This window comes from Kribbella sp. NPDC004138, from assembly GCF_053603655.1.
The window spans coordinates 63902-76253 of record NZ_JBSGFZ010000008.1; the positions used below are offsets into that span (position 1 = coordinate 63902).

A 12352-nucleotide genomic window follows, 5' to 3' on the forward strand; every position below is an offset into this window, starting at 1 on the left:
TTGCCCAGGCATGCACCGGTGTACGTTGCGGGTCACCGCGGTCTCGTCGGGTCGGCGCTGTGGCGCCGGCTCGAGGCGGCCGGCTACACGAACCTGATCGGCGCTTCGTCGGCGGAGCTGGATCTGCGCGATCGGGCGCAGACCTTCACGTTCCTTCGCCGTCATCGCCCGGCGATGGTGATCGACGCGGCGGCGCGGGTCGGCGGCATCCTGGCGAACCGGGACCACCCGACCGAGTTCCTCAGCGACAACCTGCGCATCCAGGTGAACCTGATGGACGCCTGCCTCGAGGTCCGCACGCCGCGGCTGCTGTTCCTCGGGTCGTCCTGCATCTACCCGAAGTACGCCGAACAGCCGATCCGCGAGACGAGCCTGCTCACCGGCGAGCTCGAGCCGACCAACGACGCGTACGCGATCGCGAAGATCGCCGGCATCATGCAGGTCCAGGCGGTCCGCCGGCAGTACGGCCTGCGCTGGATCTCCGCGATGCCGACGAATCTGTACGGTCCGCACGACAACTTCGACCCGGCGTCCTCGCATGTGCTGCCGGCGCTGATCCGGCGGTTCCACGAGGCGAAGGCCTCGAGTGCGCCGGAGGTCGTGTTGTGGGGGAGCGGTACGCCGCGGCGTGAGTTCCTGCACGTGGACGATCTCGCGGATGCATGCTTGCACCTGCTGGAGCACTACGACGCGCCGGAGCCGATCAACGTCGGCGTCGGCGCGGACGTGACGATCCGGGAGCTGGCCGAGCTGGTCGCCCGGGTGGTCGGCTACACCGGTGCCCTCAGCAACGACCTGTCCAAGCCGGACGGCACCCCGCGCAAGCTGCTCGACGTGCGCCGGCTACAGGCGCTCGGGTGGAAGCCGTCGATTTCCCTCGAAGACGGTGTGGCCGCCACCTACCGCTGGTACGTGGAGAACGTCACATGAAGAAAGCATTCATCACCGGTATCACCGGCCAGGACGGTTCGTACCTGGCCGAGCTGCTGCTGGCCAAGGGCTACGAGGTGCACGGCCTGATCCGCCGCGCGTCGACGTTCAACACCAAGCGGATCGACCACCTCTACGAGGATCCGCACGCCCAGGACAAGCGGCTGTTCCTGCACTACGGCGACCTGACGGACGGGTCCCGACTCGTCACGCTGCTGGCGTCGATCCAGCCGGCCGAGGTGTACCACCTGGCCGCGCAGTCGCACGTGCGGGTGAGCTTCGACGAGCCGGAGTACACCGGTGACACCACCGGGATGGGGACGACGCGGCTGCTCGAGGCGATCCGGATGATCGGGCTGGACTGCCGGTTCTACCAGGCGTCGTCGTCGGAGATGTTCGGCGCGACCCCGCCGCCGCAGAACGAGGACACCCCGTTCTACCCGCGGTCGCCGTACGGCGCGGCGAAGCTGTACAGCTACTGGATGACCCGGAACTACCGCGAGGCGTACGACATGTTCGCGGTGAACGGGATCCTGTTCAACCACGAGTCCCCGCGGCGCGGCGAGACGTTCGTGACGCGCAAGATCACCCGGGCCGTCGCCCGCATCGAGCTCGGCCTGGAACAGCGCCTGTACCTGGGCAACCTGGAGGCCTCCAGGGATTGGGGCTACGCCCCGGAGTACGTCGAGGGCATGTGGCGGATGCTGCAGCACGACACCCCGGCGGACTACGTGATCGCGACCGGCACGTCGTACAGCGTGCGTGACTTCGTCGCGCTGTCCTTCGAGCACGTCGGGCTCGACTGGGAGAAGTACGTCGACCACGACCAGCGCTACGAGCGTCCTACCGAGGTCGACTCGCTGATCGGGGACGCGTCCAAGGCCACGACCGAGCTCGGCTGGAAGGCCCAGGTGCACGTGCCGGAGCTGGTCCGGATCATGGTCGACGCCGATCTGGCGGCGCTGACGGAACGGGACGACCGATGACCGACATCCAGGCCGAACCCACCACGGCCGCCGACCGCGTCGACGTGCTGGGTATCCACGTCAGCGTGACGAACCTTGACGACACGGTCGGCACCTTCGCCGACTGGATCGAGCAAGGCGACCGGCAGCTGGTCTGCGTGACCGACATGAACGCCCTGCTGCACGCCCGCGCCGACGAGCGGCTGACCGCGGTCTACAACACGTCCGGGCTGACCGTGCCGGATGGGATGCCGCTGGTGTGGGCCGGGAAGAAGGCGGGCTTCGAGCAGATGGACCGCGTGGCCGGTCCGGACCTGCTCGAGCGGGTGCTGGCGGAGGCGGCGCAGCGCGGCTGGACGCAGTACTTCTACGGCGGGGCCGAGGGCGTGGCGGACGAGCTGCGCGAACGGTTCCAGGACCTGCACCCGGCCTTGAAGGTGGTCGGCGTCGAGTGCCCGCCGTACCGTCCGCTGACCGACGCGGAGGACGCGGCGACGGTCGCGCGGATGAACGAGGCCCGCCCGGACATCGTCTGGATCGGGCTCGGCGCGCCGAAGCAGGAGCGCTGGATGGCCGACCACCGCGACCGGCTGAACGCGACGATCCTGATCGGGGTCGGCGCGGCCTTCGACTTCCACACCGGCCGGCTGGACCGCGCGCCGCGGTGGATGCAGCGCGCCGGGCTGGAGTGGAGCTACCGGCTGTACAAGGAGCCGCGGCGGCTCTGGAAGCGGTACGTGCTCGGCATCCCGCGCTTTCTCCTGGGTGTCCTGCGGCATCCGCCGCGTCCCCTCTAGAGTGAGGCGGTGAGAATCCGGCGACCGAAACTCCGGCGGCTGGCCGGACCGGCCGGTCGCGCGAGCTGGGGTTTGGCCGACCAAGCCCTGTCGAGTCTCAGCAACCTCGCCGTCGGGGTCGTCGTCGCACGGTCGAGCACGGTCGCGGACTTCGGTGTCTACGCCCTCGCGTTCGGCGGCTACACGATCGCCCTCAACGTGTCCCGGGCAGTCTCCACCGAGCCGCTCGCCGTGCGGCACTCCGGAGACCGCACGCCGGACTGGCAACGAGCTGTCCGGGCCAGCACGGCGGCGGCGGTGCTGTGCGGCCTCCTGGCTCTGGCCGTTGGGTTGGCGATCGCGGCGTTCCCGGGTGTTCCGTCGAAAGGTGTCCTGATTGCCTTCGCCGTCACCATGCCGGGACTGCTCCTGCAAGACGCCTGGCGCTGGGCGTTCTTCGTCGTCGGCGAGGGGCAGAAGGCCTTCGTGAACGACCTCATCTGGCTCCTGGGCATGCTGGCGATCTTCGGCGGGCTGTACCTCACCGACACGGCGTCGGCGTTCTCGCTGACGTTCGCGTGGGGACTCGGCGCGGTGATCGCGGCGATCGCCGGCCGCTTCCAGGCAGGCGTCGCGCCGCGCCGGCAGCTGATCCGCGAATGGGTCCGGCGGAACTGGGACCTGACCCCGAAGTACGTCGGGGAGATGCTCGCGGTGTCCGGCACCATCCAGGTCTACATGCTCGGCATCACCGCCGCCGCCGGCCTGGTCGCGACCGCGGGCATCCGCGGCGCCCAGGTCCTGCTGGGCCCGGTGAACGTGCTGAACCAGGGCATCCGGATGATCTCGGTCCCCGAGGCGGCCCGCGCCCTGCGGCACTCGTACCGGCGGCTGTGGCTGGTCGGGCTCGCGATCTCGCTCGGCATCGGCGCGGGCGCGCTGGCCTGGGGCGCGATCTTTCTGCTGCTGCCCCCGGTCGTCGGGCGGGAGCTGCTCGGCCCGGGCGTCTGGACCCAGGCCCACAACGTCCTCGTCCCCGTCATCCTGCTGCAGGCCTTCGGCGCCTCGAACGCCGGCGCCTTCGCGATTCTCCGCGCCCTGACCGCCGCCACCCGCGGCCTCCGGGTCCGCCTGATCTCGTCCGTCGTCCTGATCACCTGCGGCATCGGCGGCGCCTACCTCTGGGGCCCCGAAGGCGCGGCCTGGGGCCTGGCCGGCGCCTCCTTCGCAACCCTCCTGCTCTGGTGGAACGAGGCCCACCGGGCGATCGCCGCCCACCGCCGCGCGGGCGACGGTGGACGGGTCGGCCGTGGTTAGGGGATCTTCACGCTTGCCGAGGCGCCCTTCCTGATGTTGCGGCCGTCGTGGACCTCCACGTGGTACGTGTACGTGGAGCCGCGCGCGAGGCCGCGGTCGACCACCTGGTAGACCTTGCGGGGCTGCCAGAAGTACGACGTGTACTGGTTCGAGCCGACGTTCAGCGAGCCACGGAAGACGTTGTACGTCAAGGTCAGGTTGTCGAGGTCGTAGGTGTCGGTGTAGCTCACGTACACCCGGCCGGACGTCGTCGCCGTCAGCGTGGGAGCCTTCGGCAGGCCGGGAGCCGCGCCGCCGGCCACGTTCGTGAACCGGGTGATGCCGACCTGGATGGTGCCGTTCACGTGCAGGAAGTCACCGCCGACCCACAGGTCGGTGGCGGTGCCGGCCATCGCCAGCGGACCGACCTGCGTGGTGCTCTTCGGGTTCGCGTCGGTGTTCGGGAACCAGGGGCCGAGGTTGCCGTTGATCGCGCTCTCGACCAGCAGGTAGTGCGTGCCGGTGCCGTCCGGGAACCCGTTCGGCGACGAGCTGCAGTTGTGCGCGTGCGAGCCCTTGTAGACCCAGTTGCCGATCGCCTTGATCGCCTCGGTCGCACCCAGGCACTTGTTCTGCCACAGCAGCTGACCGGTGCTCACCTGGGCGGCGAGGACGCCGTCGTAACACCCGCCGCCGTCACCGCCGTTCGAGACGAAGACCTTGTCGCCCAAGGTGTCGATGTCCTTGACGCGGGTGGTGCAGGTCGCGGTCGGCTTCGGGATCGCCGCCGCGGCCGGGAACGCGAAGGCCGCGCCGGTCGTGTTGTTCAGCATCGCGAGCGAGTAGTGGTCCTTGCCGTTGATCGTGCTGAACGGGCCGCCGACGAACACCCGGGTGCCGTTGTCGGCCACGTCGACCGCGTACACGTCGTTGTTCGCGTTCGGGTTCCACTGCAGCAGGTCGCCCTGGATCAGCCGGACCGCGCCCAGCCGGTTGCGGGTGGCGCCGTCGATCGCGCGGAACGCCCCGCCGATGAACACGCTGTTGCCGTAGATCGCCAGCGCCTTCACCCGGGCCGCCACGACCGGGTCCCAGGCCGCGACCAGCTTGCCGGTGGCGACCGAGAACATCGCGATCTTGCTGCGCCGGATGCCGTTCACCGTGGTGAAGTCACCGCCGATCACCACCCACTTGCCGTCGGGGCTGGTGGCGATGGCGTACACCGGGCCGTTCAGCGTCGGCGCGAAGGCGGTCGGCTTCCCGGTGGTGCGGTCGAAGGCGGCGACGTACGTGCGGACCGCCTCCGGCGCCTGGCCGGAGGCCTTGCCCGGCTGCCGGAGCCTGGTGAACAGACCACCGGCGAACACGGTGTTCCCGGCGATCGCCAGCGCGTTCACGCTGTTGTTGGTCTGCCACGAGGTCTGCTTGATCGCCGAGACCGCGGAAGCGAAGCCCGGCTGTGCCGCCTCCACCGGCGGTCCGGAGGGGATCAACGCCGCGGCCACCACGGCCACAACGGTGATGGCGGCCAGCACTAACTTCTTCATTTATGTCCTTCGACTGGGCGGGGATCAGTCAGCGCGTGCCTCATCACGCACCAGCGAAGGACATTAGCGCTGCAGGAGGCCCACTGGAAACGGGCCTCCTGATCGCGTTATGAGTTTGTGCCAGAGTTAACTTTTCACTTTGCGGCGTAGTGGGACTGGACCTGGAGCGGTGACAGCGCGTACGGGTAGACCGCCGCCTCGTCGATGCCCATTCCGGTCTGCGTCGCTCCGCCGCCCGGCCACGAGTTCGTCAGGTCGTAGCCGACCCGCCACCACCCGTAGTAGATCGACGCCGGTCCGACCAGCGCGCTGCCGGACAGGACGCCGTCGACGTACAGCTTCATAGCGCCGTTCTCGTAGCTGCCGACCACGTGGTGCCACTGGCCGTCGTTCTTGCCGGACGGGCTGGTCAGCGTGCGCTGCGAGCCGTCGTTCACGCCGAAGACGATCGAGCCGTTGGTCCGCATGTACAGCATCCGGTCGCCGCCACCGCCGCTGTTCCCGGTCTTGGAGTTGCCGAAGCCGATGATCCGGCCGCCGCGGTTGAAGCCGCTCTGTTTGACCCAGGCCTCGACCGTGAACTGCTGCGGCATGCTGTACGCCTTGTCGCCGACCATCCGGCCACTGCTCGTGCTGGTCGTCATCGAGGTGTTGCCGGCGATCGCCCCGGTGCCGCCCAGCGTGACGCCGGTGAACGTGCCGTTGTTGCTCTGCCCGGAGGAGTCGACGGACGTCGTCGTCCCGGCCGGCTCGCCGAGCCGCCAGTACGCCTGCGGGCCGTCCGCGTTGACGATCTGGTCGTACGCCGTGGACGCGGCCGAGGCGACCGTGATCGGGTCGGAGTAGTTGCCGCGCACCGTCGTGCTGCCGTCGGTGACCTCGACGCGGTAGTTGGTCTGCTCACCCGGCGCCGAGGAGGTGTCGGTGTAGCTCAGCCAGGGCCGGTCCCACGGGGTTGACTTGGCCGTCCAGGTCGCGATCGTGGTGTTGCTGAAGCCCTTGAGCAGCCGGTACGTCAGCGTGCTGTCGTCGTTGTCGACGACGGTCGGGAAGTGGATCTGCACGACCCCCGGCTGGACGCTGTACGGCGTCAGCTTGGCCGGCTTGGCCGGGGCCGCGCCCGGAGCGGCGTTGGTGAACCGGGTCAGGCCCTGCTGGCCGGTGCCGTTCACGTTCAGGAAGTCGCCGCCGACCCACAGGTCGTTGCCGCCGGTCGCGAACGCCAGCGGGCCGACGTTCGTCACGCTGTCCGGGTCGGCGTCGGTGTTCGGGAACCACGGGCCGAGCGATCCGTCGGTCAGCTTCTCGCTCAGCAGGAAGCGGTACCCGAAGCCCTGCGGGAAGCCGCCGGCGCCCTGGTTGGCGCAGTCGTGCGCGTGGGAGCCCTTGTACAGCCAGCCGTTGACGACCTTGACCGCCTCGGTCGCGCCCAGGCACTGGTTCTTCCACTTCAGCGTGTTGGTCGCGATGTCGGCCGCCCAGGTGCCGTCGAAGCACCCACCGCCGTCACCGCCGTTGCCGAAGTAGACGGTGTCGCCGCTGGCGTCGATCGTCTTCACCCGCGTCGTGCAGGACCCGTTCGGCGGCGGTACGGCGGAGGCGCCGGGGAACGGCAGCACCGCGCCGGTCACCGGGTCGAGGCTCGTCACGGTGTTCTGCGTGGTGCCGTTGACGGTGCTGAACTGACCGCCGGCGTACACCTTGGAGGCGTCATCGGCCGCGTCGACGGCGTACACGTCGCCGTTCACGGCCGGGGCCCACGGCAACAGCGTGCCGGTGTCGGCGGCGACCGCGGCGAGCCGCAGGCGGTCCACGCCGTTCACCAGGCCGAACGAGCCGCCGAAGTACACCGTCGTGCCGGAGACCGCGATGCTCTTGACGCGATACGAGACCGAAGGCTTCCAGTTCGCCACCAGGTCGCCGGTGGCGGTGTCGAAGGCGGCGATCCGGTTGCGGGTCTGGCCGTTGACAGTGGTGAAGTCACCGCCGACGAAGATCCGCGAGCCGTCCGCGGACGCGGCGACCGCGTAGACCTGACCGTTCAGCACCGGGGTGAACGAGGTGACCAGCGCGCCGGTGCCCGCGTCGAAGGCCGCCAGATAGGCCTGCCCGACCTCGCCGATCCCGGGCGTGGCGCCCGGCGGGCGGACGCTGGTGAAGCGGCCTCCGGCGTACGCCTTACCGGCGGCGACCGCGATGCCCTGGACGCTGGCGTTGGTCTGCCAGGTCGAGCTGCTGGTGGCCGCGAGCGATGCCTCGACGCTCTGCGCCGGCGCCGCGATCAGCACGGTCCCGACGACGGCCAGCGCCGTCCCTACGACCCCCAGCCGTGTGAACAGCCGTCTTTTCGTCATGTAGCGATGTCCCCCCTTGGACATGATCGGCGCGCGTGGCGCCTGACCCCTCAGAAATCCCCCGGGAAGAGAGTAGGGCACAACCGCGAGATCGCGTGAGCGTCCCGTCCGCACCTGTGGATATCCTGGGGCGCCGGCGAACCAGGAGGCCGGCTAACTGGAGGTAGGGGATGGAACCGGGCACCGTGGTCTGGCGGGAGACCGCTCAGTCACTGCTGCGGCAGAAGTGGCTGATCCTCGGCTGCATCCTGCTCGGGCTGCTCGGCGCCTCGGTGTTCGCGCTCTCCCAGACCGAGCGCTGGACCGCCTCGAGCCAGTTGGTGATCGGCCCGGCCGTGCCGCCGGCGCTGGTCGGCAAGCTGTCGACGTCCGCGGACAAGAGCGGCCCGCTGGGGATGGACCTGCCGGCCGAGACGCAGGCGCGGGTGATGGCGAGCCCGACACTGCTCAAGGCCGTCGTCAAGGCGCTCGGGATGCCGGACAACGACCAGACCATCCAGAACCTGGCCACGGTCACCCGGGTGAAGGCCGTCACCGACAACGCCTACCTGGTCACCACCGACGGCCCGACCGCGCAGACGGCGGTCGACCGCGCGAACGCGATCGCGACGATCTACCTCGCCCAGCGCAACGCCGAGGCCAAGGCGCTGCTCACCAACCTGGCCGAGCAGGCGCAGGCCCGGTCGCGGACGGCGACCCAGCAGTCCCGCAGTCTGGTCAGCCAGATCGACGAGGCGGTCGGTCGCGGCGACAACCAGACCGCCGCGGCGCTGCGGGACCAGCGCGTCGGCCTGGCGACCGAGGCGCGACAGGCCGCGGACGACGCGGCCGCGATGCTGAAGGCGCTGTCGACGGTCGGCTCGGGGAGCCAGCTGGTGACGCCCGCGACGACCGACACCGCGAGCTCGTCGCCGATGGTTGCCCGCGACATCCTCGTCGGCGGGATCCTCGGCCTGGTGCTCGGCTTCGGTCTGGCGCTGCTGCGCTCGCACCTGACGCCGTACATCCTCACCCGTGACCAGGCGGCACGGGCGGCGACCGCGCCGGTGATCGCGGCCTCGGAGGGCAACCGTCGCCGGTTCTGGCAGCGGTCCGCCCCGGAGCTCCCGCAGTACGAGATCACCGCGCTCGGCGCGGAGGCGAGCGGCGCGCTGGCGCGGCGTGAACTGAACCCGCGGGCCTTCGCCGGCGGCGGCCCGGGCGCGCTCCTGGTCGTGTCGGCGTCCCCGACCCCGAACTCCGCCGGTATCGCGCTGGCCATGGCCGAGGCGAACGCCCGCGACGGCCGTGAGACCCTGCTGGTGCTGGCCGACATCGAAGGTACGCCGGTGCTCCCGCACCTCACCGGCCATGAGGGCCTGACGGATCTGGTGAACGAGCCGGCCGCGACCCGCGCGATCCGGGCCCGGAAGCTGTTCCGCCCGGGCACCGTCGCGGACCTGTACGTGCTGCCGCCGGGCCTGAACCACGAGGAGACCGCCGCGGCGGTCGGCCCGTCACTGGTCCCCGGCATCGTCGCGGACCTCCCGCCGGGGTACTCCGTGGTGATCCACGGTCCCGCCTCGGTCGGGCGGCACGGCATCACGCCGCTGGCCGCGGCGGTCGACGCCTCGGTGCTGGTGGTCCAGGTCGGCCTCGACAAGGAGATGGACGTCGCGCGGCTGACGGGCGCGCTGCAGTTCGCCGGCGCCCCGGTGCTGGGCGTCGTCCTGATCGGCACGTCGACCCAGGACGAGACGCTCGGCATCCCGCTGAACTACAAGCCGCTGGACGCGGGCACGCCGTCGCGCTGATGGCCAGCATGTCGGGCACACGCTTGGCTCCGGCGGTGCCGGGCACGGTCGAGGGCGAGAGCGAGCGCCCGGCCTGGTTCTGGCTGCTGCTGTGGTGCCTGTTCGTGCTCGGCGTCCAGCCGTGGTCGTCACGGGTCGCGGCGCCGCAGGGCACCACCGGTTCCACGAACAGCATCGCCAAGGGTCTGCTGCTCGGTGCGGTCTTCTTGGTCGCGCTCGCGGCGACCAAGCCCGGGTTCCGGACGCGGGTGAATCCGGCCTCCTGGCTGTACGTGATGTACGTGCTGTTCGCGTGCGCGACCGCGTTCCTGCTGGCTGAGCCGATGGGGCCGTTGACCCGCCTGGCCCGGTTCCTGATCGGCCTGGTGCTGATCTTCCTGCTCTACCGGCCGCTGGTCCAGGTGCCGGAGCGGCTGGTCCGCGCACACCTGTGGGCCCACCTGTTGCTGGCAGCAACTGTCGTGCTGAGCCTTGCCTACGCGCCGTCGCAGGCGTGGCGCCCGCTGCGGTCCCTCGGCGCCGGGTACCGGCTGCAGGGCGTCATCATCCCGATGCTGCCGCCGCGCGTCGGCGAGGTCGGAGCGGTGCTGCTCGGGCTGGCGGTGATCGGGCTGGTCTGCCGCAAACTGGCCACGCTGCCCGCGGTGACGCTGATCGGTCTCGGCGGTGTGCTGATCGCGGCGAGCCGGACGCGGACCTCGGCGGCGGCCGTCGCGTTCGGCCTGGTGATCGCGCTGATCATCACGCGGAAGACCTGGACGGGCCGATTCGTGAGTCTCGCCGTACCGGGGTTGCTCGGGCTGGCGTTCCTCACCATCGGCTCGCTGCACGACTGGCTGCTGCGCGGCCAGAGCACGCGGCAGATCAGCTCGCTGAGCGGCCGGACCACCAGTTGGCAAGCGGTCCTCGACGAGAAGGTGTCCACGCAGACCGCGATCATCGGCCACGGCCTCGGCAACAAACGGGTGCTGCTCACCCGCGGCGAGGGTGACGTCGACGTGATGGCGATCGACAACAGCTGGCTCGGCCTCTACTGGGAGACCGGGCTGCTCGCGGTGGCGATCGTCGGGCTCGCGCTGATCCTCGCCTGGGTGTCGGTGCTGCGCGCGCCGACGCCGTACGTCAAGGCCTGCGGCGCCCTGCTGCTCGGATACGTGACGGCTGCCTCGCTGAACGAGAGCGGCCTGTCGGACCTGTCGTCGATGACGGTGCACCTGCTGGTCGCCGCGGCGATCTGCGACGCGGACCGCCTCCGGCAGCGAAGACGTTCAGCTGCTCACTGAATCCTTGTCGAAGCCGGACTGCTGCCACTCCGGCCAGGTCATCGTCCTGCCCCGGTACGCGAACCGGTCGGCGCCCTGGTAGCTGTTGCGGCGGAAGGTGACGGATCCGGGCTGCGTCGGCGAGCGCTTGTTCTCGACGACTCCGAGCGTCGACTCCTCGCTCATCACGACCAGGTTGCCCTCGACCAGGACGTTGCGCAGGACGTACGTGCCGCGCGGGCCGTCGCCGCGGGTGCGGGACTGGATCGACAGCGCGTTGCGGTTGTCCTGGATCAGGTTGCCGCGGACCTGGACGTCGGACGACGTGTTGACGTTGATGCCGCCGCCGTCCCAGAGCGTGCCGCCGGACCCGCGGCCGGTGCCGAACCCGTTGCGCTGGACGACGTTCTGGTCGATGACGCCGGCGTAGCTGATCTCGTACCGGATGCCGTCCGCGGCGTTGTCGCGGATCCGGTTCCCGGTGATCCGGCGGTCGTACTCCGCGATGTCGCTCCACATCCCGACGCCCAAGTTGGCGACGATGTCGTTACCGCTCACCTCGCCGGACGAGCGCGTCGACTTGATCCCGCCGGACTCCCAGTCCGCGATCCAGAACCCGTCGGTGTTGTTGCGGGTGACGAGGTTGGCGGTGATCTTCACCTCGGCCGACTTGTACTGGCCGATGCCGAGCTGGCCGTTGTCGGCGACCGTGTTCCGGCTGACCTCGGCGTTGTCGCCCTCGATCACCATGATGCCGACGGCGTGGTTGCGGCGGACGTCGTTGCCGGTGACCTTCCAGCCGGTGCCGACCTGGACGGCGCCGCCCTGGGGCTTCGAGGCGAAGTGCTCGATCGTGAGGCCGGTGACGGTCACGTCGTCCGCGGACTTCTCGATCGCCGTCCGCGTCCGGGACATCTCGACGACGTGGCCGGCCGGGTCGTCGGCGACGTACACGATGTTCGCGGTGTAGTCGCCGTAGAACGTGCCGGGCTTCAACTGCGCGCGGCTCATGACCCGGGTCAGATGGTTGCCGTCCACGAACAGCTGCTCGCCGAGCTGACAGGGGTTGGTCTTGTTGTCCTCGCACTGGCCTTTGAGCGGGTACGCCGGGGGCAGCACGCCCTGCACCGACCAGGCAGATCCGTTGTGGGCCCACCCGGTCAGCCGGATCGCACCGCTCAGCACTGCGCCCGGGTCGCCGGCGAGCGTGTCTTTCTGGCGTGGGCGGATCGCTCGCGTGATGCGGTGCAGGCCCTTCGCGAAACAGAAGGTGGTGCCGGCGGGGGCGGCGTCGATGACCGGCTGCGGGTCCACGCCGACCGCGATGGCAGTCCCGCTGCACGGTTTCGCCGTACTCGGCCCTGTTGGTCCGAGTACGGCGGCGGCCGCGGCCGGGGGAGCGGTTGGAACCGTCACCGTGACGGTCGGC

The 12352-nt window shown here is 70.2% G+C and carries 9 protein-coding genes; 6 read left to right on the forward strand and 3 right to left on the reverse strand.

Annotated features, from left to right (window positions below; all coding sequences use genetic code 11):
• Positions 1 to 18: 18 nt before the first annotated feature.
• From ACWEOO_RS13100 to ACWEOO_RS13115, 4 genes are read left to right on the forward strand one after another with little or no spacing between them, the layout of a single operon-like run.
• Positions 19 to 930, forward strand: coding sequence for a GDP-L-fucose synthase family protein (locus tag ACWEOO_RS13100; RefSeq protein WP_452143135.1), 912 nt, complete (start codon positions 19 to 21; stop codon positions 928 to 930).
• Positions 927 to 1916 (forward strand): GDP-mannose 4,6-dehydratase, encoded by a 990-nt coding sequence (gene gmd, locus ACWEOO_RS13105; protein ID WP_452143136.1) that lies wholly within the window; start codon positions 927 to 929, stop codon positions 1914 to 1916. The genes ACWEOO_RS13100 and gmd overlap by 4 nt, the downstream gene beginning before the upstream one ends.
• Positions 1913 to 2692: a WecB/TagA/CpsF family glycosyltransferase gene (locus ACWEOO_RS13110; protein WP_452143137.1), complete on the forward strand. Its 780-nt coding sequence runs from the start codon at positions 1913 to 1915 to the stop codon at positions 2690 to 2692. Before gmd ends, ACWEOO_RS13110 begins: the two co-directional genes overlap by 4 nt.
• Positions 2693 to 2701: 9 nt before the next feature.
• Positions 2702 to 3988, forward strand: a complete 1287-nt coding sequence (locus ACWEOO_RS13115) for a hypothetical protein (protein WP_452143138.1) — start codon at positions 2702 to 2704, stop codon at positions 3986 to 3988.
• Here ACWEOO_RS13115 and ACWEOO_RS13120 read toward each other — a convergent pair.
• Complete coding sequence (locus tag ACWEOO_RS13120; RefSeq protein WP_452143139.1) at positions 3985 to 5514, reverse strand: fibronectin type III domain-containing protein; 1530 nt, start codon at positions 5512 to 5514, stop codon at positions 3985 to 3987. The genes ACWEOO_RS13115 and ACWEOO_RS13120 overlap by 4 nt on opposite strands.
• Positions 5515 to 5648: 134 nt before the next feature.
• Entirely contained in the window at positions 5649 to 7868 is a 2220-nt protein-coding gene (locus ACWEOO_RS13125) for a LamG-like jellyroll fold domain-containing protein (RefSeq protein WP_452143140.1), read from the reverse strand.
• Between the two features lie 170 nt (positions 7869 to 8038).
• On the opposite strand from ACWEOO_RS13125, the gene ACWEOO_RS13130 reads away from it, so the two are divergent.
• Both ACWEOO_RS13130 and ACWEOO_RS13135 read left to right on the forward strand, forming a co-directional pair.
• Positions 8039 to 9661, forward strand: a complete 1623-nt coding sequence (locus tag ACWEOO_RS13130) for a Wzz/FepE/Etk N-terminal domain-containing protein (RefSeq protein WP_452143141.1) — start codon at positions 8039 to 8041, stop codon at positions 9659 to 9661.
• An 8-nt stretch (positions 9662 to 9669) separates the two neighbouring features.
• On the forward strand, positions 9670 to 10944 hold the full coding sequence (locus tag ACWEOO_RS13135; protein ID WP_452143142.1) for an O-antigen ligase family protein: 1275 nt from the start codon (positions 9670 to 9672) through the stop codon (positions 10942 to 10944).
• On the opposite strand, the gene ACWEOO_RS13140 is transcribed toward ACWEOO_RS13135, so the two are convergent.
• Complete coding sequence (locus ACWEOO_RS13140; protein ID WP_452143143.1) at positions 10930 to 12339, reverse strand: right-handed parallel beta-helix repeat-containing protein; 1410 nt, start codon at positions 12337 to 12339, stop codon at positions 10930 to 10932. The genes ACWEOO_RS13135 and ACWEOO_RS13140 overlap by 15 nt on opposite strands.
• Positions 12340 to 12352: the final 13 nt, after the last annotated feature.